At 68.4% G+C, this 24535-nt stretch carries 19 protein-coding genes; 11 read left to right on the top strand and 8 right to left on the bottom strand.

Going from position 1 to position 24535, the window contains the following annotated elements:
* The first annotated feature begins 163 nt into the window (after window positions 1–163).
* The 9 genes from TSH20_RS22705 to argE all read left to right on the top strand — a co-directional run bounded on the left by TSH20_RS22705 (window position 164) and on the right by argE (window position 11537).
* On the top strand, window positions 164–1573 hold the full coding sequence (locus TSH20_RS22705) for an MmgE/PrpD family protein (protein WP_109157415.1): 1410 nt from the start codon (window positions 164–166) through the stop codon (window positions 1571–1573).
* 290 nt (window positions 1574–1863) lie between these two features.
* A complete protein-coding gene (locus TSH20_RS22700; RefSeq protein WP_247871645.1) occupies window positions 1864–3366 on the top strand; it encodes an ABC transporter substrate-binding protein in 1503 nt (500 codons plus the stop codon).
* A gap of 66 nt (window positions 3367–3432) precedes the next feature.
* The gene (locus TSH20_RS22695) at window positions 3433–4389 is read left to right on the top strand and encodes an ABC transporter permease (protein WP_109157416.1); all 957 of its coding nucleotides are present in this window, start codon (window positions 3433–3435) and stop codon (window positions 4387–4389) included.
* A 1-nt stretch (window position 4390) separates the two neighbouring features.
* Window positions 4391–5251 (top strand): ABC transporter permease, encoded by an 861-nt coding sequence (locus TSH20_RS22690; RefSeq protein WP_109157417.1) that lies wholly within the window; start codon window positions 4391–4393, stop codon window positions 5249–5251.
* A 1-nt stretch (window position 5252) separates the two neighbouring features.
* Window positions 5253–7385 carry an ABC transporter ATP-binding protein gene (locus TSH20_RS22685; RefSeq protein WP_109157418.1) on the top strand — a complete coding sequence of 711 codons (2133 nt, stop codon included), beginning with the start codon at window positions 5253–5255 and terminating at the stop codon, window positions 7383–7385.
* A gap of 105 nt (window positions 7386–7490) precedes the next feature.
* Window positions 7491–7910 carry a RidA family protein gene (locus TSH20_RS22680; protein WP_109157419.1) on the top strand — a complete coding sequence of 140 codons (420 nt, stop codon included), beginning with the start codon at window positions 7491–7493 and terminating at the stop codon, window positions 7908–7910.
* 53 nt (window positions 7911–7963) lie between these two features.
* The gene (locus TSH20_RS22675) at window positions 7964–8923 is read left to right on the top strand and encodes an agmatinase (protein ID WP_109157420.1); all 960 of its coding nucleotides are present in this window, start codon (window positions 7964–7966) and stop codon (window positions 8921–8923) included.
* A gap of 36 nt (window positions 8924–8959) precedes the next feature.
* A complete protein-coding gene (locus TSH20_RS22670; protein WP_109157421.1) occupies window positions 8960–10357 on the top strand; it encodes a formimidoylglutamate deiminase in 1398 nt (465 codons plus the stop codon).
* Between the two features lie 31 nt (window positions 10358–10388).
* Window positions 10389–11537, top strand: a complete 1149-nt coding sequence (argE, locus tag TSH20_RS22665; RefSeq protein WP_109157422.1) for an acetylornithine deacetylase — start codon at window positions 10389–10391, stop codon at window positions 11535–11537.
* Between the two features lie 22 nt (window positions 11538–11559).
* Here the strand turns inward: argE and TSH20_RS22660 are convergent, their stop codons facing one another.
* The 7 genes from TSH20_RS22660 to TSH20_RS22630 form a co-directional block, all read right to left on the bottom strand.
* Window positions 11560–13008: an NAD-dependent succinate-semialdehyde dehydrogenase gene (locus TSH20_RS22660; RefSeq protein WP_109157423.1), complete on the bottom strand. Its 1449-nt coding sequence runs from the start codon at window positions 13006–13008 to the stop codon at window positions 11560–11562.
* Window positions 13009–13035: 27 nt separating this feature from the next.
* Window positions 13036–15120, bottom strand: coding sequence for a 3-hydroxyacyl-CoA dehydrogenase NAD-binding domain-containing protein (locus TSH20_RS22655; RefSeq protein WP_109157424.1), 2085 nt, complete (start codon window positions 15118–15120; stop codon window positions 13036–13038).
* On the bottom strand, window positions 15117–16358 hold the full coding sequence (locus TSH20_RS22650; protein ID WP_109157425.1) for an ABC transporter substrate-binding protein: 1242 nt from the start codon (window positions 16356–16358) through the stop codon (window positions 15117–15119). The genes TSH20_RS22655 and TSH20_RS22650 overlap by 4 nt, the downstream gene beginning before the upstream one ends.
* Before the next feature lie 105 nt (window positions 16359–16463).
* A complete protein-coding gene (locus tag TSH20_RS22645; RefSeq protein WP_109157426.1) occupies window positions 16464–17312 on the bottom strand; it encodes an alpha/beta hydrolase in 849 nt (282 codons plus the stop codon).
* Window positions 17312–17695 (bottom strand): hypothetical protein, encoded by a 384-nt coding sequence (locus tag TSH20_RS22640; protein WP_109157427.1) that lies wholly within the window; start codon window positions 17693–17695, stop codon window positions 17312–17314. The genes TSH20_RS22645 and TSH20_RS22640 overlap by 1 nt, the downstream gene beginning before the upstream one ends.
* Window positions 17692–19854: an acetate--CoA ligase family protein gene (locus tag TSH20_RS22635; RefSeq protein WP_109157428.1), complete on the bottom strand. Its 2163-nt coding sequence runs from the start codon at window positions 19852–19854 to the stop codon at window positions 17692–17694. The genes TSH20_RS22640 and TSH20_RS22635 overlap by 4 nt, the downstream gene beginning before the upstream one ends.
* Window positions 19851–21014 carry an acyl-CoA dehydrogenase family protein gene (locus TSH20_RS22630; RefSeq protein WP_109154830.1) on the bottom strand — a complete coding sequence of 388 codons (1164 nt, stop codon included), beginning with the start codon at window positions 21012–21014 and terminating at the stop codon, window positions 19851–19853. Before TSH20_RS22630 ends, TSH20_RS22635 begins: the two co-directional genes overlap by 4 nt.
* 111 nt (window positions 21015–21125) lie before the next feature.
* Between TSH20_RS22630 and gcvA the strand changes: the two genes are divergently transcribed.
* Both gcvA and pcaF read left to right on the top strand, forming a co-directional pair.
* Window positions 21126–22013, top strand: a complete 888-nt coding sequence (gene gcvA / locus TSH20_RS22625) for a transcriptional regulator GcvA (RefSeq protein WP_158282046.1) — start codon at window positions 21126–21128, stop codon at window positions 22011–22013.
* 190 nt (window positions 22014–22203) lie between these two features.
* Window positions 22204–23409, top strand: a complete 1206-nt coding sequence (gene pcaF / locus TSH20_RS22620) for a 3-oxoadipyl-CoA thiolase (RefSeq protein WP_109157430.1) — start codon at window positions 22204–22206, stop codon at window positions 23407–23409.
* Between the two features lie 74 nt (window positions 23410–23483).
* Here the strand turns inward: pcaF and TSH20_RS22615 are convergent, their stop codons facing one another.
* Complete coding sequence (locus TSH20_RS22615) at window positions 23484–24410, bottom strand: FAD-binding protein (RefSeq protein WP_109157431.1); 927 nt, start codon at window positions 24408–24410, stop codon at window positions 23484–23486.
* Window positions 24411–24535: the final 125 nt, after the last annotated feature.

Here is a 24535-nt window from a genome sequence, read left to right as displayed (position 1 = left end):
CTTCGGGTTTGGTGGCGGCTGCACATCGCATACTATCTTATGCCCGATGCTCTCATGAATGCCGCTCATGCCGACCATGAAATAAATTTCTCCGGCTGACGATAATTGTGATTTTCGCGGCAGCCTGGGGGACCTGCTTGCACGTTCCGCCGGAGACCCTGCCATGACGCTGCCCCCTGACGATCTCCCTTCCCCCACCGCCGCCGCCCGGCGGATCGGCGATTGGGTGGCGGGGTTGCAACGAAGCGATGTGCCGGAACCGACCGCTGCCGTCGCGCTGGACTGCATCGTTGACACGCTGGGGGTGGCGCTCGCCGGGACCAGGGAGGCGGCCACCCGACTGGCGGCGGACGACGCGCGAGAAAGCTATGCCGTGGGACCATCGCGGCTGCTGATCGGTGGCCGCCTGTGCGCGGAGGGTGCCGCCTTCGCCAATGTCGCGGCCGCCCATGTGCTGGATTTCGACGACAACAGCTATGCCGGCTTCGTCCACGGTTCCGCCGTCGTGGTGCCGACGGCGCTGGCGATGGTCGAGGCGGCCGGCGGTACGGGGGGCGATCTGCTCACCGCCGTTGTGGCCGGTGCGGAGGCGCAATATGCGTTGGCGGAGGCGGTCGGCAACGGGATCTATCATGCCGGCTGGTGGACCACCGCGCTGTTCGGCACCGTCGGTGCTGCCGCCGCCAGCGCGAAGGCTCTCGGGCTGGACGGCCGGACTGCGGCAGACGCCATTGCCTTTGCGCTGTGCGGGACCGGAGGTTTGCGCGCATGCTTCGGCACGGGTGCGAAGCCGCTGCTTGCCGCACAGGCCGCGGCGAACGGAGTGCAAGCTGCCCGGCTGGCCGCGCGAGGCCTGACTGTGCCCCATGGGGTGGTGGAGGATCCGCGCGGTTTCGCCCGGCTGATGGCGGCCGACCATTTCGATCCGACGGCTCTGGATGCGCTCGGACGGCGCTGGCGCCTGCTGGCCCCCGGCATCGACACCAAGCTCTATCCGGTCTGCCTGTCCGCCCATGCCGCCATCGACGCGGTGCGCGACCTGATGGCGGAAGGGGGACTCACGTCCCGTGACATCCGGGCAATCGACTGCCGGGTTCCGCCGGTTGTGGCCGCCAACCTGACCTATCACCGGCCGATGACAGCGGGGGAAGCCCGCTTCAGCCTGCCTTTCGCGGTGGCCTGCGCGATGCTGCACGGAACGCTGGCGCTGGAGCATCTGGATGAGGCGGCACTGGCCGATCCGGTGCTGCGCCAAGCCATGACCTGTGTCTCGATGACAGTCGATCCCTGGTGGAACGCCGATCCCGACCGCGCCCGCACCGCACCGGAGGGCGCCGAGGTGAGTATCGAGACAATGGAGGGGGAGCGCTTCGTCCGCTTCTGCGCCTCGGCACGCGGCACGGTGGCCCGCCCACTGTCGGCGGCGGAGCATGCCGCCAAATTCCGAACCTGCGCCGCCCGCGCGGTCGGGCTGGACGAAGCGGAACGCCTCCACCGGAAATTGCGCCAACTTGAGGCGGAGTCCGACCTGTCTCGCCTGTTCGACTTCACCCACCATGCCGGCTGTTCATGATGTCGATGAAAATCCGTCATGGTGGGCTGCCGCTCGATCGGCGGCAGCCCGCTTTTTCAACAAGCGGGCCCATCGGACCATTCGCGGAAAACTCAGGAAAACCAGCGGCTTCGTCGAGAGTGCACTGCACAATTTCTATGCGAGGCGGCCGCTTGCCTAAGTTTTAGCCCGATTGTCGCCCGGATTATCGTCCTCCCGCCCCCCTTTCCTCCGGCTGCGGCCTTGTGAGACCGTTTTGATCAAGCAGAAACCAAGGTCCGCCGAAAGGACCGGTAAACAGAGGGGCTTTCATGATGATGCGACGTATGGTGGCGCGGGCCGTGCTCTCGGCCATCCTCCTGTCCGGGACGGCGATGTCGGTCCAGGCCGCGGGTACGCTCAAGGTCTCCGTGGATTCGAACCTGAACACGCTGGATCCCGCCAAAATGAAGGGCGGTCAGGAGTATGTCGCCGCGTATCTGATCTTCAACGGCCTGACCGTCATCGGTCACGACATGACGGTGAAGCCCGATCTGGCCGAACGCTGGGAGCACAGCGACGACCTGAAGACCTGGACCTTCCACCTGCGCAAGGGCGTGAAGTTCCACAACGGCAAAGACCTGGAGGCCGAGGACGTCGTCGCCACCATCGCCCGCATCCAGGACAAGGCGACCGGCTCCACCGCCCGCGTCAATTTCGAGATCGTTGAGTCGATGAAGGCGCTGGACCCCTTGACCGTCCAGTTCCAGTTGAAGAGCCCCTATGCCGGCTTCGCCGAGCTGTTCGGCGAGCGGCAGGCGCGCATCGTGCCGCGCGACGCCGTCGACACACTGGCATCCAAGCCGGTCGGCACCGGTCCGTTCGAGTTCGTCTCCTTCGCCCCCGGCGACCGCATCGTCCTGAAGCGCAACCCCAACTATTTCGAACCCGGCCTGCCGAAGCTGGACGAGGTGGTGGTGCGCATCCTGCCGGAACCGGCGGCCCAGGTGGCGGCGCTGACCACCGGCGAATTGGATCTGGTGTGGAACCTGCCGCTGGAGGCCATCGACAAGATCAAGGCGGACCCGAAGCTGAAGATCGATTCCGTCCCGACCTCGACCTGGGACGGCGTCATCATGAACAATAAGGTGAAGCCGTTCGACGATCCGCGCGTGCGCAAGGCGGTGGCGATGGCGCTCGACAAGCAGGCGATCACCCAGATCGCCCTGTTCGGGCACGGCACGCCGACCCATTCGCCGATCCCGCCAAGCCACCCCTACTACAACAAGGATCTGAAGATCGCGAAGGGCGACCCGGCCGGGGCGAAGAAGCTGCTGGCCGAGGCGGGCTATCCCAACGGGTTTGAGGTCACGCTGCACACGCCGGCCGGCCGCGCCACCCGCGAACGTCTCGGCCTTGCCGTGCGTGAATTGCTGAAGCCGGCGGGGATCACCGTCAATGTTCAGCGCGTGCCTTTCGACGTCTTCCTGAAGGACATCGAAGGCAAGGCCGGCTTCTACATCGACGGATTCTTCAGCCGTCCGACCATCGATACCTCCGTCTATCCCTGGTACCACTCGCGCGGATCGTGGAACACCGCGCTGTGGAACTACTCCAACCCCAAGATGGACACGCTGCTCGACAACGCCCGCCAAGCCAAGAGCGAGGACGAGGCCAAGTCGCTCTACCAGCAGGTCCAGGCGCTGGCGGTGGAGGATTCGCCGGGCGTGATCCCCTACGTCATCAACCACATCAACGGCCTCAGCACCAAGGTGCACGGCTTCCATTCGCACCCGATGATGTTCCTCGACCTGCGCGATGTGTCGGTCGACTGAGGCCGATCGGGAGCCGGCCGCGTCCATGGCGGCCGGTTCCCCCTTCCTCCTTCCGGGGATGCTGCCATGCTTGCCTACACATTGACCCGTCTCGTCTATCTGGCGCTGGTCCTGGCCGTGATGTCGGTCCTGATCTTCCTGGTGACGCAGGCGATGCCCGGCGACGTCGCCTCGATGATCGCCGGCCAGTTCGCCTCCAAGGAGGTGGTGGACGCCATTGCGGTCAAACTTGGCCTCGACCAGCCCTTGATCGTCCAGTACGGGCAATGGGCGGCCGGCATCCTGCGCGGCGACCTCGGCCGCTCGCTGGTGCTCGAACAGCCGATCGCTCCCATCCTGATGGAGGCGCTGGCCCGCTCGCTGGTGCTGGCCGTCGTGGCGCTGGCGGTGGTGGCGGTGGTCGGCATCGGGCTCGGCGTCCTGGCGGCGGTGCAGCGCGGCAAGCTGACCGACCAGCTGGTTTCCGGCATCTCCTACCTCGGCATCGCGGTCCCCGACTTCTTCTGGGCCATCGTGCTGGTGCTGATCTTCGGCAGCTATATGAAGCTGTTGCCGACCGGCGGCTATGCCCCGATCTCCGACGGTTTCCTGCCCTGGGCCTCGCATCTGGTGCTGCCGGTCATCACGCTGGTGCTGATGCTGCTGGCACGCATCGCCCGGCTGACGCGGTCCAGCATGATCGACGTGCTGCAGACCAACTATGTGAAGTTCGCCCGCGCCAAGGGCATGCCGGAATCGGTGGTCATCCTGCGCCATGCGCTGAAGAACGCGCTGCTGCCGACGATCACCGTGCTCGCCATCGACTTCGGCCTGATCCTGGGCGGCGTGGTGGTGATCGAGACGATCTTCTCCTATCCGGGGATGGGCCGGCTTTTGCTGTTCGCCATCCAGCGCCACGACCTGCCGCTGATCCAGGCAACGATCCTCGTGGTCTCCGCCGCCTACTGCCTCGCCAACCTGACCGCCGACCTGCTCTACGCCTATGTGAACCCGAAGATCCGCCACGGCATGAAGGCCGCCTGACATGACCGACGCGTCCCCCGTCCAACTGGCGCCGCGCCGCCGACTGCCTGACCTGCCCGTCTCGCTCATCCTCGGCATTCTTCTGCTTGCCCCTCTGGTGGTGGCCGCCGTCGCCGGCTCCTGGCTTGCCCCCTATCCCTATGACGAAATGAACATCATGAGCCGGCTGCAGCCGCCGGGGGCCGAGTTCTGGTTCGGCACCGACGAATTCGGCCGCGACGTGTTCAGCCGCACCCTGGTCGGCACCGGCAGCTCGCTGGTGATGGGCGTGGCAGCCACAGCGCTGAGTCTGCTGGCCGGCGTGCCGCTTGGGCTGATCGCCGGCTACAAGGGCGGGCGCGTCGGCGAGGCGATCATGCGGGCCATGGACGTGCTGATGTCCTTCCCGCCGATCCTGCTGGGCATCCTGGTGCTGGCCGTCACCCAGCCGGCGCAATGGAAGGCCATCGTCGCCATCGGCATCGTCTATGTGCCGCAGGTGGTCCGCCTGACCCGCGCCATCACGCTGGAGCTGATGCAGGAGGAGTTCATCACCGCCGCCCGCCTGCGCGGGGAGAGCGCCGCCTACATCCTCTTCCATGAAATCCTGCCGAACATCTGGCCGCCACTGGCGGTGGAGGCCAGCCTGCGCGTGGTCTTCGCCATCCTGCTCGGCGCCTCGCTCAGCTTCATCGGCATGGGGGCGCAGCCGCCCTCCTCCGACTGGGGCCTGATGATCAGCGAGGCCCGCCCCTTCGTCGAACAGGCGCCCTGGATCGCGCTGTGCCCCGGCTTCGCGCTGGCCACCGCGGTGATCGGCATCAACCTGCTGGGCGACGGGCTGCGTGCCCTGCTCGACCCGCGCAACACGGGAGCGCACTGAGATGATGACCGCTCCGCAAGCCCGCCCAACCGTCGCCCCGGTGACCGTTCCGGCGTCCGCGCCAGAACCGGCGCCGCTGCTCGAGGTTCGCGGCCTGACCATCAGCTACGGCAACGCCCGCGGCACGCTGCGCGCCGCCAGCGACGTCAGCTTCGCCATCCGTCCCGGCGAGGTGATGGGTCTGGTCGGCGAGTCCGGATCGGGCAAGAGCACCATCGCCATGGCCATCCTCGATCTGCTGGGCGGCGGCGGCCGGGTGGACTCCGGCGAGATCCTGTTCGACGGGACCGATCTGCGCCGATTGTCCGCACCCGAACGCCGGGCGCTGTGCGGGGACAAGATCGCCGCCGTCTTCCAGGATCCCTTCACCTCGCTGAACCCGGCGCTGACCGTCGGCCGCCAGATCGCCGAACCGCTGATCCAGCACAAGGGCTTGTCTCCGCGGCAGGCGGCGGTGCGGGTGCAGGATCTGCTGGCGGAGGTCGGCATCCGCGATCCCCGCCGCGTCGCCGCCGCCTACCCGCACGAGCTGTCGGGCGGCATGCAGCAGCGGGCGCTGATCGCCACCGCGCTCGGCTGCGAGCCCAAGCTGCTGATCCTCGACGAGCCGACCACCGCGCTCGACGTGACGGTGGAGGCCCGCATCATCGATCTGCTGGCAAAGCTGTGCGACAGCCACCAGCTCAGCGCGCTGTTTGTCTCCCACAATCTCGGCATCGTCAACCGCATCTGCCAGACCGTCACCGTCCTCTATGGAGGACTGGTGGTGGAGACGGGACCGACCGGCCGCGTGCTGTCCCGCCCGGCCCATCCCTATGCCAAGGGGCTGGTCGCCGCCCTGCCGCGCATCACCGCCGGCCGGCGCCACCGCCTGCCCTCGATCCCCGGCACGGTCGCCAAGCTGTCCGGGCCGCCCGCCGCCTGCGTCTTCGCCCCGCGCTGCCCCTTCGCCGAGGAGACCTGCCGCAGCCAGCCGCAGGCGATGTACGCGGACGCGGCCGGCGACGGCGTGCGCTGCTGGAAGGCCGATGCCCTGACCGGCACGCCATGGCCGGACGAGGATGCTGCGGCCCGCGCATCCGCCCCGCCAGCACCGGCGCAGCGTTCCGCCCCGCTGGTGGAGGTGGATCATCTGCGCAAGGTCTACGGCGCCAGCCGCTCCATCCTCCCCTGGCTGCGCCGGGCCGGCACCGTGGCGGTGGAGGATGTCTCCTTCACCGTCGGCCGCGGCGAGGTGGTGGGGGTGGTCGGCGAAAGCGGCAGCGGCAAGAGCACCATCGGCCGCGCCCTGCTGGCGCTGACCGAACCCAGCGCCGGCACCGTGCTGTTCGACGGCGCCGACCTGACCCGGCAGGTGAAGCAGGGCGACCAGGATCTGCGCCGGCGCGCCCAGCTGGTCTTCCAGAATTCCGCCGCCTCGCTGAACCCGCGCAAGACGGTGGGGGACGCCATGGACCGGCCGCTGGTGCTGGCCGGCCGGGCGGACGCGGAGGAGCGGCGCAAGACCGTCGCCGGTCTGCTGACCCGCGTTGGGCTGCCGGCCGCCTATGCCGACCGCTACCCGCACGAACTGAGCGGCGGCGAACGCCAGCGCGTCAACATCGCCCGCGCGCTCGCCACCGACCCCGACTTCGTCGTCTGCGACGAGGCGGTGTCGGCGCTCGACGTCTCGGTCCAGGCCAACATCCTGAATCTGCTGGCCGAACTGCGCGACGAGATGGGGCTGTCCTATCTCTTCATCACCCACGACATCGCCGTCGTGTCGCACATCGCCGACCGCGTGCTGGTCGTCTATGGCGGCACCATCTGCGAGGAGGGTCCGACCGGCCGCGTGCTCCGCCCGCCCTACCATCCCTATACCGAGGCGCTGCTGTCCGCGGTGCCACGACTGGCCGAGGATGGTCAGGAGGCGCCACGGATCCTGCTGGAGGACGCGGCCCCCACCCCTGGCGGGCAGGGCTGCGCCTTCGCCGCCCGCTGCCCGCGCAAGCTGGGTGCGGTCTGCGACGAACAGGCTCCACCGGTCCACCGGACGGACGACGGCCACCGCATCGCCTGCCACATCCCGCTGGCGACGCTGGCCGAACGCGCCGCGGTCTTCCCGGAACTGGCCGGCGACACCCCGCTCCGCTGACCGGTCCATTCTGAACGCCTAGTCCACCGGCGCACCCCACCAGGGGCGCCGGGCGCCACCTCCTTGCCTCTTTACCCAACCCCAAACCTAGCCAGGGCTTCCGCCATGACCGTCCACACCCGCATCCGCCAGTTCAACACCAAGAAGACCTATCCCGAGCAGTCGATTGACAACGACCTGTGCCAGACCGTCGTCGCACGCGGCACCATGGTCTTCGTCCGCGGCCAGATCGGCCAGAACCTCGACACCAGCGAAAGCGTCGCCGTCGGCGATGCCGCCGGCCAGACCGAGCAGGCTATGTCCAACATCAAGATGCTGCTGGAGGAGGCCGGTTCGTCGCTGGAGCACATCTGCAAGATCACCGTCTACATCACCGATCCGCGCTACCGCGAGCCGGTCTACCGCACCATCGGCAAGTGGCTGAAGGGCGTCTATCCCGTGTCCACCGGTCTCGTGATCAGCGCGCTCGCCCGCCCGGAATGGGTGGTGGAGGTCGATGCAATCGCGGTGATTCCCGACGCCTGACGCGCCGGCTCCTCCACCAGCTGTCCCGCCAACCGACAAGAAGAACCGCCACCATGAGCACCAGCCTGACCAACCCGCCGCGCCGCGAACTGCAGAGCTTCCTCGACTTTCCGATCTGCACCGACATCGACCAGCTCGACGGCCATATCGGCATCCTCGGCATCCCCTACGGCGATCCCTATTCGATCGACGAGGTGACCAACGACCAGACCAATGCCCCGACCTGGGTGCGCCGCTACACCGAGCGGGCGCTGCGCAAGCTGGAACGCTGGGACTTCGACATCGGCGGTCCGCTCCTGGGCGGCAAGGACATCAAGGTGGTGGATTGCGGCGACGTGAAGGCCGATCCCCGCGACCTCGACCTGCATTACCGCAATGCCGAGGCGGTGGTGCGCCGGATGCTGGCCAAGGGCATGCTGCCCATCGTCATCGGCGGCGACCACGGCATCCCGATCCCGGTGCTGCGCGCCTATGACGACCAGGGGCCGATCACCCTGGTCCACATCGACGCCCATCTGGACTGGCGCGACGACGTCAACGGCGCCCGCAACGGCTATTCCAGCCCGATCCGCCGTGCCGCCGAGATGGACCATATCGGCCAGATCTTCCAGATCGGCCTGCGTTCCGCCGGCAGCGCCCGGCCGGAGGAGGTCGAGGCCGCGCTGTCCTACGGCGCGGTGCTGGTCCCCGACGTTGAATTGCAGGACATCGGCATGAAGGCGGTGCTCGATCGCATCCCCGACGGCGGCCGCTACTACCTGACCATCGACGCCGACGGCATGGATCCGACCATCATGCCGGCGGTCAACGGTCCGGCGCCGGGCGGCGTCACCTATCCGCAGATCCGCACCCTGATCCACGGGCTGGTGGCCAAGGGCCGCGTCGTCGGCATGGACATCGTGGAGATCACGCCGAAGAAGGACCTCAACGGCATCACCGCCATCACCGCCGGCCGCATCATCTGCAACCTGATCGGCAAGACCATCCAGGCCGGCTATTTCGACGCCAAGTGACGGCGATAGGGCGAGTATGATTGGGAGGACCCGACGATGACCGCCGCGCGCCGGCTCGACCGGCTTTTCTGCCACCGGGCGCTGCTGGCCGGCGGCTGGGCGTCGGGGGTGCTGCTGCGCTTCGACGCGCAGGGGCTGATCGCCGCCATCGAAACAGGGTTGGACAAGCCGCCTGCCGGGATGGAGCGGGCCGCCGGGCCGGTCATCCCCGGCATGCCCAACCTGCACAGCCATGCCTTCCAGCGGGCAATGGCCGGCCTGACCGAGCGGGCCGGGCCGGCCGAGGACAGCTTCTGGACCTGGCGGGAGGTGATGTACGGCTTTGTCCGCCGCATCGACCCCGACGAGTTCCAGGCGGTGGCGGCGATGGCCTACGCCGAGATGCTGGAGCGGGGCTATACCTCGGTGGCGGAATTCCATTACCTCCACCACGCCCCCGACGGCCGGGCCTATGCCGATCCGGCCGAGATGTCGATGCGCATCCTGGCCGCGGCGGACGCCACCGGCATCGGGCTGACCCATCTGCCGGTGCTCTACGCCCAGGGCGGTTTCGGCGGACAGCCGGCGGGCGAGGGGCAACGGCGTTTCCTCAACTCCCCCGACCGGCTGCTGGACATCGCCGCCGCCTGCCGCGCGGCACCCGGCGACCATCGCATCGGTCTGGCTCTGCATTCCCTGCGCGCCGTATCGCCGGAGGCCGCCGAGGCGGTGCTGGACGGACTGTCGGCGCTCGACCCCACGGCCCCGATCCACATCCATGTCGCCGAGCAGACGGCGGAGGTCGACGCCAGCCTTGCCTGGTCGGGACGGCGGCCGGTGGAATGGCTGCTCGACCGCGGTTGGCCGGGGCCGTCCTGGTGCCTCGTCCACGCCACCCACGTCACGCCGGCTGAGGTGGCGGGCATTGCGGCCTCAGGCGCCGTCGTGGGACTCTGTCCGACGACGGAAGCAGACCTCGGCGATGGGCTGTTCCCGGCGCGCGACTTCCTGGCGCAGGGCGGGCGCTTCGGCATCGGCTCCGACAGCCAGATCATCATCGATGTGGCGGAGGAGCTGCGCCTGCTGGAATTCGGACAGCGGCTGACTGCGCGGCGGCGCAACCTGCTGGCGTCGCATCCGGGCAGCTCGACCGGAGCGGATCTCTACCGGACCGCTGTCGCTGGAGGGGCGCAGGCGCTGGACCGGCCGGAGCCGGCGGGCGGACTCAAGGTTGGACAGCGCGCCGATCTGGTGGTGCTCGATCCGGACGATCCGCGGCTCTACGGCCGCAGCGACGACACACTTCTCGACAGCTATGTCTTTGCCGGCGCCCTAAATCCCGTGCGCGACGTGGTGGCCGGCGGGCGGCTGGTGGTGCGCGACGGCCGGCATGTCGATACCGACGCGATCCGCAACGGCTGGCGCCGCGCCGTCGATCGGCTGCACGCGGCTTGATTGAATTTCCGAACGAACAGGGACGATTCCGATGACGGCAACCATCGACATCCTCGACCGGCTGGTGGCCTTCAACACCGTCAGCCGCGACAGCAACCTCGACCTGATCCACTGGGTGCGGGAGAGGCTGGAAGCCGCCGACGCGGCGACATGGCTGGTGCCGAGCGAGGATGGACGCAAGGCCAACCTGTTCGCGACGCTGGGGCCGGCGGACCGTCCCGGCGTCCTGCTGTCCGGACACAGCGACGTGGTGCCGGTCGAGGGGCAGGCCTGGACCAGCGATCCCTTCCGGCTGACCCGCCGCGACGGCAAGCTGTTCGGCCGGGGCACCGCCGACATGAAGGGCTTCATCGCCGCGGCCCTCGCCTTGTTCGACCGCGCCGCCGGACGGACCCTGTCCCAGCCGCTGCATCTGGCGCTGTCCTATGACGAGGAGGTCGGCTGCCTCGGCGTCCGGCGCCTGATCGAGATGATGGCCGCCCTGCCCGTCCGCCCGCGCTTCTGCATCGTCGGCGAGCCAACCGGCATGCAGGTGGTTACCGCCCATAAGGGCAAGACCGCTCTGCGTGCCGAATGCCACGGCGTCGAATGCCATTCGAGCTTGGCGCCACAGGGCTTGAACGCCATCCATATGGCGAGCGACCTGCTGAGCGGCCTGCGCCGCATCCAGAAACGACTGAGTGACGAAGGCGCCCATGACAACGCCTATGATGTGCCCTGGACCACGATCCATGCCGGGGTCATCCACGGTGGCGAGGCACTGAACATCGTGCCGAACCGCTGCCGCCTCGACTTCGAAATCCGCCATCTGCCGCAGGATCCGGTGGAACCGCTGCTTGACCACGTCCAGGCGGAGGCCGACGCCATCGTCCGGCGCCTGCGTCCCGATTTCCCGTCCGCCGGTCTGACCATCACCGAGCTGTCCAGCTATCCGGCGCTCGACACCGACGGCACTGCCGAGGTGGTGGCCTTCGTCAAATCACTGACCCGCGGCAACAGCACCTGCAAGATCTCCTTCGGAACGGAAGGCGGACTGTTCCAACGGCGGCTGTCGATGCCCACCGTGGTGTGCGGCCCCGGCAGCATCGGCGAAGCCCACAAGCCCGACGAGTTCATCGCCGAGGACCAATTGGCCGCCTGCGACCGCATGCTGGACGCTCTGCTCGTCCAGATGGCCTGACGCCGCTCCGCATCCCTCCCGATCAATGGGGCGCCTGGCTGACGAACTTCACCTGTTCGAATGCCTGGAACCCTTCGGTTCCGCCCTCCAGTCCGATGCCGCTGTCCTTGATGCCGCCGAAGGGTGTTTCCGGATGCGAGACCACCCAGTGGTTCACCACGACATTGCCGCATTCAATGTCCGCCACCAGCCGGTCGGCGAGCGCCAGATCGCGGGTAAAGACGTAGGAGGCCAGCCCGAGCGACAGGCGGTTCGCCAGCGCCACCGCCTCGTCCGCATCCCGGAAGGAGGCAATCAGCGCCAGCGGTCCGAACGGCTCTTCACCGGCGGCCCGGCAGGCGGCGGTGACACCGGTCAGCACCGTCGGCTGATAGTAGAAGCCGGAACCGTCGATGCGGGCACCGCCGGCCGCCACCGTCGCGCCGTTCCGCCGGGCATCCTCCACCAGCGCATCGATCGCCGCCAGCCGGCGGGCATTCTGCACCGGTCCCATCTGCGTTGCGGGATCGAACGGATCGCCCACGCGGATCGCGGATGCGGCCTCGGCGAAAGCGGCGGCGAAGCGGTCATGGATCGCTTCGTGTACATAGAAGCGGGTCGGCGACGTGCAAATCTGCCCGGAACTCCGGAACTTGGCGGCGGCGGCGCTGCGGGCCACCGCCTCGACATCCACGTCGGGAAAAACCAGCACCGGGGCGTGGCCGCCCAGTTCGAACACGCCGCGCTTCATGGTCCGCGTCGCCAGGGCTGCCAGATGCTTGCCAACGGGGATCGAACCGGTGAAGGACACCATACGGATCGCCTCAGCCTCCAACAGCCGCTCGGCCACTGCGCCGGGGTTACCGAACAGCATGTTGGCGACCCCGCCCGGCAATCCGGCCTCGGCCAGCGCGCGGGCGATGAACAGGGCGGCCGCCGGGGTTCCTTCCGACGGCTTGATGACGATGGAGCAGCCCGCTCCCAGCGCGCCGGCGATCTTGCGCGCCGGCGTGATCGCCGGGGCGTTCCAGCCGCTGAAGGCCGCCACCGGCCCGACCGGCTCGCGCAGCGCCATCAGCCGGTGGCCCGGCGTGCGGGGCGGGATGATGCGGCCATAGGACCGGCGGCATTCCTCGGCCGCCCAGTCGAACATGCCGGCCGCCGTCTCGACCTCGCGCGCGGCCTCGAGGATCGGCTTGCCCAGTTCCAGCGCGATCAGCGCAGCGAGTCCACCTGCATCCGCCCGGATCAGATCGGCCGCGCGGCGCAGCAGCGCCGACCGCTCGACGGCACTGGTCCGCCGCCAGACCCGGAAGCCGTCGGCCGCAGCGGCGACCGCCGCATCCACATCGTCGGCGCCGGCATTGGGCAGCAGCCCAAGCGTCGCACCGGTCGCCGGGTTGATCACCGGTTCGCAGGAACGATCCCCGGCCTCGATCCAGCGCCCACCGATCCACAGGCGAAGGTCAGGATAGGTGGTGTTCGTCATCATCGCCTCGATACAGCAAAGTTGATGGACTCAGACGGCGGGAATCATGCCCGGATCGCAGCGCCGGAAACCCGGCTCGCTGAGCTCTGCCAACCGCGCCAGTTCAGCCCTGAGCCACGACGGATCCTGGCGGGTGGCCCAGAACAGCGGCCCACCCTCCCAGGCCGGGAAGCCGTAGCCGTTGACCAGCACGAGGTCGATGTCCGACGCGCGGGCGGCCACGCCTTCGGACAGCAGACAGGCGGCCTCGTTGACCATGGTCAGCAGCACCCGGCCGACGATCTCCTCGTCCGGGATAGCGCGGCGGACGATGCCCTTGGCGCTCGACGCCGCTTCGATCAGCGCAGTAACCTCCGGATCCGTTTCGCCACGCTTGGCACCGGGTGGATAGCGGTAATAGCCGGCGCCGGTCTTGCGGCCAAGCCGTCCGGCCTCGCAAAGCCGGTCAGGAATCTCGACATAGCGGGCTGCCGGGTCCCGCGTCGCCGACTGTTGCCGCCGCATCCGCCAAGCGATGTCCAGTCCCGACAGATCGGCGACCGCGAACGGCCCCATGGCGAAGCCGAAGCGTTCCAGGGCTGCGTCGACCCCCGCAGGCAGGGCGCCTTCTTCGATCAGGAATTCGCATTGGCGGCGGTAGGCGGCATAGATCCGGTTGCCGATGAAGCCGAAGGCGTTGCCTGCGACCACTGGCAGCTTGCCCAGCCGTTTCGCCAGCGCGAGGGCGGTCGCCAGAACGTCGGGCGAGGTCTTCGCCCCGCGGACCACCTCCAGCAGACGCATGACGTTGGCCGGGCTGAAGAAATGCAGCCCGACCACATCCCGCGGCCGGCTGGTCGCCGCCGCGATGGCGTCGAGGTCCAGGTAGGAGGTGTTCGATGCCAGCACGGCGCCCGGCGCCAGCACGGAGTCGAGCCGGCGGAACAGGTCCTGCTTGACCTCCAGATCCTCGAACACGGCTTCGATCACCAGATCGGCAGTGGCGAGCGCCGCGATGTCGATCGTCGGTTCGAGTGCCGCAAGCCGCTTCCCGGCCGCCTCCGCGCTCAGCTTTCCACCATCGACACGGCGCGCGTAGTGGTCGCGCAGCCGGGCCAATCCGGTGTCGAGCGCTCCGGCGCCGTTTTCCAGCAGGGTCACCGGCAGACCGGCATCCAAGGCGGCGATGACGATCCCGGTCCCCATGGTGCCGGAACCGACCACGCCGATCCGCTCCAACCGCCGCGGCGCCACGCCCTCCAGTTCCGCAAGGCGGGCCGCGTCCCGTTCGGCGAAGAACAGGTGGCGGCGGGCAAAGGCCTCCGTCTCCAGGCGCAGCCGTTGGAAAACCGCGCGCTCCTCCGCCAAGGCTTCGTCCCGCGGACGCTCTGCCGCGGCACGGACGGCACGGATCGCCTCGATCACCGGAGGACGCCCACGGCCCGCCCGCAGGGCGGCCACGGCGGCTGCCTCGATAAACTCGGCCGGCTCGGCCGGGACAGGCTTGTCAGCCGCCCGGCATTTGCGTCCCGCAAGGCTCCGCGCATGCGCGACGGCGGCGGTGCACACCGCCTCCACCCCATCGTCGCTCGCCAGCGCGTCGACGAGGCCGAGCGCCAGCGCGTCAGCGGCGGCCAGGCGCCGGCCTTCGCAGATCAACGCGATGGCGGTGGAGAGGCCGACCAGACGCGGCAGGCGCTGGGTGCCGCCGGCACCGGGAATCATGCCCAGCGTCACCTCCGGCAAGCCAACCCGCGTGCCGGGCGCCGCGACGCGGGCGTCGCAGCCCAGCGCCAGCTCGAACCCACCGCCAAGCGCCGCACCGTGCAGGGCGGCGACCACCGGTTTCGCGCAAGCCTCGATGGCGGCGATAACGGCGGGAAGCTGCGGGTCCTCCAGAGGCTGGCCGAACTCGCGCAGATCGGACCCGGCGATGAAGGTCCTGCCGGCGCCGATCAGCACCGCCGCTTCCAGTTCGGGATCCGCCGCGAGCGTCGTGACGGCGTCCAGCAGCCCGCGCCGCACGGCGGTGGATCCGGCGTTGACCGGCGGGTTGTCGATGACGATCACCGCCACCCCGCCGTCGCGCTCCAGCCGGACCGTTCCACCGGCCCGGTCGTCCGGCCTGCCGGTCACTTCGCCACCAGCGGACAGCCGCCCTGATCCATCGGACGGAAGGCCTTGTCGCCGGGCACCGTCTCCAGGACCTTGTAATAGTCCCAAGGGCCTTTCGATTCCGACGGCTTCTTCACCTGCATCAGATACATGTCGCGGATCACCCGGCCGTCAGGGCGGATGGAGCCGTTCTTGGTGTAGAAGTCGTTGATCGGCATCTTGCGCATCTGTTCGGCCACCTTGGTGGCGTCATCGCTGTCGATCGCCTGGATCGCCTTCAGATAATGGGTGACGGCGCCATAGACCGCCGCCTGCAGTCCGCCGGGCGCCCGGCCGTTGAAACGGTCCATGAAGCGCTTGCTCCAGGCCCGCGTCTCATCATTCATGTCCCAATAGAAGCTTTCGGCGAAGGTCAGACCCTGCGCGCTCTCCAGCCCCAGTGCATGGATGTCGGGCAGGTTGACCAGCAGCGCCGCCATCGTCTTGCCGCTGGCGGTGATGCCGAACTCGTTCGCCTGCTTGACCGCGTTGATCATGTCGGCTCCGGCATTCGCCAGCCCGACCACGGTGGCCGATGACGCCTGCGCCTGCAACAGATAGGAGGAGAAGTCCGCGGTGTTGAGCGGCGCCCGCACCGCCCCGACGACGGTACCGCCGTTGGCCTTGACCACACGGGTCGCCTCGCCTTCCAGCGCGTGGCCGAAGCTGTAGTCGGCGGTCAGGAAATACCAGTCCTTCAAGCCGCGCTTGACCAGGGCGGTGGTGGCGACGGTCGGCAGGGCATAGTTGTCGTAGGCCCAATGCACGCCGACAGGCGAGCAGGCTTTGCCGGTCAACTCCGGCGTGCCGGGGCCGGTCGCCAGGAACATGCGGTTCTTGTCGCGGGAAATGCCCTGGACGGAGAGCGCCACGGCGGACGACACCACTTCGGTGATCGCATCGACGCCCTCGACGTCATACCAGCGTCGCGCGATGCCGGATCCAACGTCCGCCTTGTTCTGATGGTCGGCCGAGACGATCTCGATTGCCGCACCATTGACCTTGCCGCCGAAATCCTCGGCCGCCATCTGGGCGGCCAGCACGGCTCCGGCACCGACATTGTCGGAATAGGGGCCGGACATGTCGGTCAGCACGCCGATCTTCACCGTCTTGCCTGAAATCTCGGCGGCCGCACCGCCAGCCAGGCCGATGGTCAGCGCAGCGACAGCCGTGGCGGTCAGCGCCCGCAGACCGGGCACTCGAACAGTGATGGCACGCATGAATGGTCCCTCCCCGGGGTATTGATGGCCGCCGCCCTTGTTGCGGGCGGCGGGCGGTTATTGTCGAAGCGATGGTGGCCGGAACGCTTGCTGTCGGAACGGCACTCAGCGGTGGGCGATCTCGTTCAGCACTGGCAGCAGATGGGCGCTGAAGCCGTCCGGGTCCTCGCTCATCGGGAAATGGCCCAGCCCCGGCATGATCGATACGGTGGCGCCGGGAATGCAGGCGGCGGTTTCCAGCGTGTCGGCCGGAGAACAGGAATAGTCGTATTCCCCGGTCAGCAGATAGAGCGGGCAGCGGCTGGTGTCGATCTCGCTCAGCCGATGACGGATGTCGCCGTCCACCTTGTAGAAATAGAGGTCGCCCTTGAAGATGCCCGGTCCGCCCTGCATGTAGTGCCAGACCGTTTCCCAGCGGTGGGCGTCGGGCGCGTTCGGCCCGACCAGCCCGGCGGCGATGGCGGCGCAGACCTCCCCGCCGTTCACGTCCGGATGATGCAGCCAGGTCGTGTCGTAATAGGGATGGACGTGGGCGGAGGATTGCAGCCCGATGATGGCACGGAACTCCTCGGCATGTTCCATCGCCAGATGCAGCGCGATCCGCCCGCCGATGGAGCAGCCCATCGCCACCGGCCGATCCAGCTCCAGTGCCCGGCAGACCGTCAGGATGATGTCGGTGTAGTCGGCGCTGGTCAGTTGGTAGTCGCCGTCCTGCCAGCCGGCGGGCGGCGAGGACTTGCCGTGCCAGGGCAGATCGAAGGCGATGACGCGGAAATCGCGCGTGATGCGCGGGTCGTTCAGGATCCCGCGGAACTGGCGCCCGTCCGACCCGGCGGTGTGCAGGCAGACCAGCGGGATGCCCTGTCCCGCCTCCTCGAAATAGATTCGATGTTCGCGGCCCTTGTAGTCCAGCCGCATGTAACGTCCGGTGATGGATTCGATCGTCGCATGCATCAGGCGGTTTCCTTCGGGCTGCGCAGGCTGGCCATCACGTCCTTGATGTAGAGGAGGTTGGCCATGAAGGGCTGGAGGTTGCCGGACAGGGTCAGGTCCCCCCGCCGCAGCAGGGCGAACAGGTCGTGGAAGCCCGGCGGCGGCAGCGGCTGCCAGAAGCGCTCCAGCGCATCGGCCGGGCAGGACAGGCCGAAGGTCCAGGACGGCATGACGAACGGCCCCTTGCGAACCTCGGCGATCCGCCCGCGGTCGATGGAGATCAGATAGGCGTCGGCGCCGATGTCCAGCCGCATCACCGCGGTCAGGAAACGGCCGCGATGGACGAGCCGTTCATTGGCGTTCACAAGCTCCGGCAGTGATAGCACATCCGGCCTGGGCATCATCGGTTCCTCCCGGAACGGTTTTCAGTGTCGTCTTCTTGGGCTTGACTGTCCGCGTCCGCCGTTGCCAGCCGGACCAGCGCATCGACCGCCACAGCCCCCTGTCCATCGGCCATCACCATCAGCGGATTGATCTCCGCCTCCAGCACGGTCACGTCGTCCAGCAGGGCAAGGCGGGAGACCGCGACCAGCGCATCGGCGACGGCGCCGAGGTCGCCGGCCGGCCGGCCGCGATAGCCGGCCAGGGCCTGGAGCGCCTTCACCTCGCCGATCATCTCCAGCGCGGTGGCCCGGTCCACCGGCGCCAGCCGCAGGGCGCGGTCGCGGTAGATCTCGGTCAGTACGCCGCCGGCGGCCAGCATCACCACCGGCCCGACCTGGGGATCACGGCGCAGACCGACCAGAACCTCGCCCACACCGCGCGTCATCGGCTGGACCAGGATCTGGCGCACGCTCATTCCCGGACGCGCGGCTTCGACCCGATCACGGATCGCGGCGATGGCGGCGGACAGCGCATCGGCGTCGGCGATGTTCAGCGCCACGCCGCCAACGTCGGTCTTGTGGGCGATGTCCGGATGCAGGACCTTTGCCACCACCGGATAGGCGAAGGGAAGCTCCGGCACCGGCTCGCCGACCGTCAGCACCGTGACCGGCGCGTGAGGAACGCCGACGCGGGCGAACAGACGATAGGCCTCGGCCTCGTCGATGGTCCGCCCGGCACCCGCCTGAACCGGTGGCGACGGCAACGCCAGTTCGGATCGGGGGGTGCGGCGGCCGAACGCGGCGGCGATCACGTCGCCGCAGGATTCCGGCGCGCGGAAACACGGGACCCCGGCGGCATTCAGGCGCAACAGCGCTTCCGGCGCCTCCGGCACGATGAAGGCGGCCAAGGGCTTTTCATGCTCCCGCGCGCTGTCGATCACCGGCGCCACCGCCAGATCAGGCTGGAACCGGGCGGAGGAGCCGACGGTCGCCAGCACCAGATCGAATTCCGGCGCGGTCTGCATCACCCCCAGCGCAGCCTTCATCACGTCGTAACGGGTGCCCGCCAGCGTCAGATCGACCAGCCGCCCCTCTCCGGCCGCGATCCCCACCTCGGCGAGACGACGCACGGTGTCCGGGCTGGGGGCGGCGACCCGCACGCCGCGGATGGCAAGCTGGTCGATGGCCATGGCCGCACCGCCGCCGGTGGTGGTGACCACACCGACGGCGGGTTGCCGCACAGATTTCACCGGCATCCGGTTGAGCAGCGGCATGATCTCCAGCAGCCCGTCGAAGGATTCCACCCGGGCGATCCCGCAGTCGCGCAGGAAGGTGTCGGCGACATCGTCCTCTCCGGCCAGCGCACCGGTGTGGGAGACCGCCAGTTCCGCCGCCTCCGCCGAGCGGCCAAGCTTGTAGGCCGCCACCGGCTTGCCCCGCTCCGCCGCCGCCAAAGCGAAGCGGCGGAGCGCGTCGGCGTTGCGCATCGATTCCAGGAACAGCAGATAACCGCCGATCTTGGGATCGTCTAGCGTCGCCTCGCAGATTTCGCCGACCGACAAATCCACCTCGCCGCCGACCGAAACCAGCCCAGCAAAGCCGACGCCACGCGCCTTGCCCCGCGACAGCATGGCACCGATCAGGCTTCCGCTGTGCGAAGCGACGAACACCCCGCCTTCCGGCAGGTCGGGTTCGGCGAAGGCGGCGTTGGCGGTCAGCACCAGCCGCTCATGCACGTTGACCACGCCAATGCTGGACGGGCCCAGCACACGCACGCCGTAGGACCGCCCGATCTCCGCCAGCCGCCGTTCGCGTTCGATGCCGGCGTCTCCCGCCTCGGAAAAGCCGCCGGCCAGGATGGTCGCGACCGGGACACCCAGACGCCCGCACTCCTCCAGCGCGGCGATGGCCGCATCGGTGCCGGTCAGGATGAAGGCATGGTCCGGCCGTTCCGGCAGAGCCGACAGCGACGCGAAGGCCGGCTCGCCCTGCACGGTGGCGCGGGTGGGATTGACGCTGTAGACCTCGCCGCCATAACCGGCACGGCGCAGGAAACGCAGCGGACGGGCGGCGGTCTTGGCGATGTCGTCCGACACCCCGACCAGAGCCACGGAGCGTGGCCGCAGCAAGGCCTCGGCAAGAGCTGAGCCGCTGCAGCCCTTAAGGGCGGTGCCGCTCACGACCGACTCTCCCGCGGTGGGCGCTGATCGAAGCGACGCTCGAACAGCTCCTCGGCGATGCGGTTCTTCAGAATCTCGATGGAGCCGCCGGCGATCATCCAGCCGCGCGTCCGCTTCACACAATATTCGACCAGCGCCTCCTGGCTGTAACCGGTGCCGCCCATGATCTGCAAGGCTTCATTGGCGACCTCAAAGCCGGCAAGGTTGCAGGCCAGCTTGGCGATCGAGGTTTCATAGGCCGACGGCAGGCCGTTGTCCGCGTTGGTGGCGGCGCGGTAGAGCAGCAGCTGCGCGCCTTCCAGCTTCAGCGCCATGTCGGCGAATTTCCACTGCAGGCCCTGAAACTCGCACAGCGGGCGGCCGAACTGGGTCCGCGTCTCCGCATGATCCTTGGCGAGGTTGAAGGCATGTCGGCCAAGCGCCAGCGCCCGCGAGGCATTGCCGATGCGCTCCACGTTGAAGCCGGCGATCTGCTTCTTGAAACCGCCCGGCCCCAACAAAACGTTGGCCTTGGGAATCCGGCAGTCCTCAAAATAGAGCTGGCACCATTCCTCTCCGCTCATAAAGGCGGAGGGCTGACCGACGGTAAAGCCCGGGGTGCCGCGTTCGATCAGCACCGAACCGATGCCGCCGACCCCGGGGCCAAAACGGACATAGATCAGGAACAGCGTCGCTTCCGGGCTGTGGGTGGAGAAGACCTTCGATCCGTTGATGACGTAATGGTCGCCATCCTCGCGGGCGCTGGTCTTCAGATCGGTGACGGCCGATCCGGCGTCCGGCTCGCTCATGCCCAGCGCCAGCAGCTTGCGTCCGCCGAGCAGGTCACCCAGCCAGCGCTCCTTCTGCTCGGGGCTGGCATATTCGGCAAAGGTGCGGATCGGCCCAAAATTGCCCGCTTGGACGACGTCGGCGCTCTTGGGACAGACCAGCGCCAGCTCCTGGATGGCGATCACCGCGTCCATCAGCGTGCCACCGATTCCGCCGTCCTCCTCGCGGATGGTGATGCCCAGCAGCCCCATCTCCGACAGTTTCGCGGCCACGTCCCACGGAAAGGCCGGGGAGTGGGCGCGCTTCAGCGCGTCGGCAGCCAGCTCGGCGCGGGCAAAGCGGCGCACGGAGTCGGCGAAGGCGCGCTGTTCCTGGTTGAGTTGAAAGTCCATGGCTCCGACGGGGCTATCGATTTGCGTTGCAGACAATCAATCGCATTGACGAACAAGCGGCAAATTCCTAGTTGTTGGGCATACATAACCTTTTGTAATGGAGCCGAGACGGTGCGCCCAATCCCCCCGCTCAACCCGCTCCATGTCTTCGAATGCGCTGCCCGGCATGGCAGCTTCACCAAGGCGGCGGACGAGTTGAGCGTCACCCAACCAGCGGTCAGCCGGCAGGTCGCCTTGCTGGAGGATTACCTGGGGGTGCGGCTGTTCCACCGCGAGGCCCGCGGCCTGACCCTGACCAGCGAGGGCAAGCGGTACGCGGCGCAGATCGCACCGGCCTTCCGCTGCATCGCGGAGGCGACGTCCGAACTGGTGTCCGCCCGTGCCGCCGCTCCCTTGAAGCTGCAGGTCTATGCAACCTTCATGGCGAAATGGCTGATGCGGCGCCTTCCGCAGTTGCAGACCAACCACCCTGATCTGCGGCTGCGCACCCGAACCGCGGTGACGCCGGTCGACTTTGCCCGCGACAACGTCGACGCAGCGATCCAGTTGGGCACCGGCGATTGGCAGGGCATGGACTCGGTTTTCCTGTTTGCCGACGAGATCCTGCCGGTCTGCAGCCCCACCCTGCTCGCCAGCGGCCCGCCGGTGAGAACGCCGGCCGATCTGCAGCGCTACCCGCTGCTGCATTCCCATTACCGGCGGCGGGACTGGTCCGACTGGCTGGAGGCGGCTGGCGTGACGATGGCGGAGACGCAGGAGCCGCTGATGTTTCCCAGTTCGCTGCTGACCTATCAGGCCGCCCTGGACGGGCTGGGCATCGCCATGGGCCAACCCGCCATGCTGGAAACCGAACTGCGCAGTGGCAGTCTGGTCTGTCCGATCGACCAGCCCTTGCGCCGCGATCTCGGCTATTATTTCGTGGTGCCGCCCAACCACCAGGACCGCGCCCGCATCGCCAAGGTGCGCAACTGGCTGCTGGAGCAGGTGGCGATTGGCTGAGGCCTGGCGGCGTACCATTACCGCAGGTTATGCCCCGCCAAGTTTATGTCAGTTGTCTGGTCCATTCCGGCTTCCGATAGTTGAGGCGGCGGCCGGCCGCATTGCCGATGCCGCAAGCCGCCGTCAACTCCCCGCCCAACAACGCGCCCGCTCCGCCCCCGAAGGTTGCGGGCACCGGAAGACCCAGCCCATGACTGAAGCATTTCTGTGCGACGCCGTGCGCACGCCGATCGGGCGTTACGCCGGCGCGCTGGCGCCGGTACGCGCCGATGATCTCGCCGCCATCCCCCTGCGGGCATTGCTCGACCGCAACCCATCCCTCGATCCGTCGGCAATCGACGACGTGATCCTGGGCTGCGCCAACCAGGCGGGAGAGGACAACCGCAACATCGCTCGCATGGCGGTCCTGCTGGCCGGTCTGCCCGAAACGGTTCCCGGCACCACGGTGAACCGCCTGTGCGGATCGGGGCTCGACGCCATCGCGCTCGCGGCGCGCGGCGTGCGCGCGGGCGAACAATCCCTGCTCCTGGCCGGCGGAGCGGAGAGCATGTCGCGCGCGCCCTTCGTGATGGGAAAGGCAGAAGGCGCTTTCTCCCGTGCGATGCGGCTGGAAGACACCACCATGGGCTGGCGCTTCGTCAACCCGCGACTGAAGGCGTCGCACGGCGTTGACACCATGCCGGAAACCGCCGAGACGGTGGCCGAACGGTATGGCATCGCCCGCGACGATCAGGATGCTTTCGCCCTGCGCTCGCAGCAGCGGGCCGCCGCCGCTCAGCGCAGCGGACGCCTTGCACGGGAAATCGTCGCCGTGCCGGTCGCCGGTCGCAGGGGTTCCGTCACCGAGGTGACAGCCGACGAACATCCTCGCCCGGACACCACGCTCGATCAGCTCGCCGCGCTGAAGCCGGTGGTGCGTCCCGGCGGTACTGTGACCGCCGGCAATGCGTCCGGCATCAACGACGGCGCGGCGGCGCTGATCGTCGCCGGAGAGACGGCAGCCAGGCGTCATGGCCTCACGCCGCGTGCCCGCATCGTCGGCGCGGCGGTGGCCGGCGTCGAGCCGCGCGTGATGGGTATGGGACCGGTCCCGGCGGTGCGCCTCCTGCTCGACCGCACCAGCGTGCCGCTCGACCGCATCGACGTGATCGAGTTGAACGAAGCGTTCGCCGCACAGGGCCTTGCCTGCCTTCGGGAGCTTGGACTGGCGGATGACGATCCGCGGGTCAATCCCAATGGCGGTGCCATCGCGCTCGGCCATCCGCTGGGGATGTCCGGTGCGCGGCTGGCCACCACCGCGTTGATCGAACTGGAGCTGCGCGGCGGCCGGTACGCCCTGTGCACCATGTGCATTGGTGTCGGCCAGGGCATCGCACTGCTGCTTGAACGGGTGTAGCAGCGATTGTTTCTTCAGAGCAAAGGGCGCCTCCCGGTGGAGGTCGCCCTTTTTCGTGAACGATTGACGACCGATCACAGCGCCTGCTGCAGCTCCGGCACAGCCTTGAACAGGTCCGCGACGAGGCCGTAGTCGGCGACCTGGAAGATCGGTGCCTCCTCGTCCTTGTTGATGGCGACGATCACCTTGCTGTCCTTCATGCCGGCGAGGTGCTGGATCGCACCCGAGATGCCGACGGCGACGTACAGCTCCGGCGCCACGATCTTGCCGGTCTGGCCGACCTGATAATCGTTCGGCACGAACCCCGCGTCCACGGCGGCCCGGCTGGCGCCCACGGCGGCGCCCAGCTTGTCGGCGATGGCCTCCAGCAGGTGGAAGTTGTCGCCCGACTGCATGCCGCGCCCGCCGGAGATGATAATGCGGGCGGAGGTCAGTTCCGGACGCTCCGACTTCGACAACTCGGCCGAGACGAAGCTCGACAGGGCGGGATCGGCCACGGCGGCGACGCTCTCGACCGGGGCGCTGCCGGTGGCTGCCGCCGCTTCGAAGGCGGTGGTGCGGACGGTGACGACCTTCACCGGATCGGCCGACTGCACGGTGGCGATGGCGTTGCCGGCATAGACCGGCCGCTCGAACGTGTCGGCAGAGACCACGGCGGTGATGTCGGAGATCATCGCCACGTCGAGCAAGGCGGCGACGCGCGGCAGCACGTTCTTGCCGGCTGAAGTGGCGGCGGCGAGCACATGGCTGTAGCCGGGGGCGAGCGACACCAGCAGCGCCGCGACCGGTTCGGCAAGCGCGTGCTCGTAGGCGGCATCGTCGACCAGCAGCACCTTGGCGACGCCGGCCAGCTTGGCGGCCTGCTCGGCGGCCGGGGCGGCGTTGCGGCCGGCGACGAGGAGGTGGATATCGCCGCCGAGCTTGGCGGCGGCGGTCACCGCGTGGGCGGTGGCGGGCTTGAGGGTGGCGTTGTCGTGGTCGGCGAGGATCAGGGTGGGCATGGCGGATTCCTCTGTCGGGCGGGGGGTGGCGAGTGCTGACACTTGCCCCCACCCCGACCCTCCCCCGCTCTCGGCGGACCGAAGGTCCGTCCGACGTGGGGGAGGGGGAAAGTGCTGATGCGGGA

Origin of the sequence: Azospirillum sp. TSH20 (genome assembly GCF_003115935.1) — a bacterium.
GTDB lineage: Bacteria > Pseudomonadota > Alphaproteobacteria > Azospirillales > Azospirillaceae > Azospirillum.
This window is presented reverse-complemented; position numbering and strand designations above follow the sequence as displayed.

Bases quoted from the DNA above. Each gene is read 5' to 3' on its own strand.
- TSH20_RS22705 (WP_109157415.1), top strand. From the start codon at position 164: ATGACGCTGCCCCCTGACGATCTCCCTTCCCCCACCGCCGCCGCCCGG.
- TSH20_RS22700 (WP_247871645.1), top strand. From the start codon at position 1,864: ATGATGATGCGACGTATGGTGGCGCGGGCCGTGCTCTCGGCCATCCTC.
- TSH20_RS22695 (WP_109157416.1), top strand. From the start codon at position 3,433: ATGCTTGCCTACACATTGACCCGTCTCGTCTATCTGGCGCTGGTCCTG.
- TSH20_RS22690 (WP_109157417.1), top strand. From the start codon at position 4,391: ATGACCGACGCGTCCCCCGTCCAACTGGCGCCGCGCCGCCGACTGCCT.
- TSH20_RS22685 (WP_109157418.1), top strand. From the start codon at position 5,253: ATGATGACCGCTCCGCAAGCCCGCCCAACCGTCGCCCCGGTGACCGTT.
- TSH20_RS22680 (WP_109157419.1), top strand. From the start codon at position 7,491: ATGACCGTCCACACCCGCATCCGCCAGTTCAACACCAAGAAGACCTAT.
- TSH20_RS22675 (WP_109157420.1), top strand. From the start codon at position 7,964: ATGAGCACCAGCCTGACCAACCCGCCGCGCCGCGAACTGCAGAGCTTC.
- TSH20_RS22670 (WP_109157421.1), top strand. From the start codon at position 8,960: ATGACCGCCGCGCGCCGGCTCGACCGGCTTTTCTGCCACCGGGCGCTG.
- argE (WP_109157422.1), top strand. From the start codon at position 10,389: ATGACGGCAACCATCGACATCCTCGACCGGCTGGTGGCCTTCAACACC.
- TSH20_RS22660 (WP_109157423.1), bottom strand. From the start codon at position 13,008: ATGATGACGAACACCACCTATCCTGACCTTCGCCTGTGGATCGGTGGG.
- TSH20_RS22650 (WP_109157425.1), bottom strand. From the start codon at position 16,358: ATGCGTGCCATCACTGTTCGAGTGCCCGGTCTGCGGGCGCTGACCGCC.
- TSH20_RS22645 (WP_109157426.1), bottom strand. From the start codon at position 17,312: ATGCATGCGACGATCGAATCCATCACCGGACGTTACATGCGGCTGGAC.
- TSH20_RS22640 (WP_109157427.1), bottom strand. From the start codon at position 17,695: ATGATGCCCAGGCCGGATGTGCTATCACTGCCGGAGCTTGTGAACGCC.
- TSH20_RS22630 (WP_109154830.1), bottom strand. From the start codon at position 21,014: ATGGACTTTCAACTCAACCAGGAACAGCGCGCCTTCGCCGACTCCGTG.
- pcaF (WP_109157430.1), top strand. From the start codon at position 22,204: ATGACTGAAGCATTTCTGTGCGACGCCGTGCGCACGCCGATCGGGCGT.
- TSH20_RS22615 (WP_109157431.1), bottom strand. From the start codon at position 24,410: ATGCCCACCCTGATCCTCGCCGACCACGACAACGCCACCCTCAAGCCC.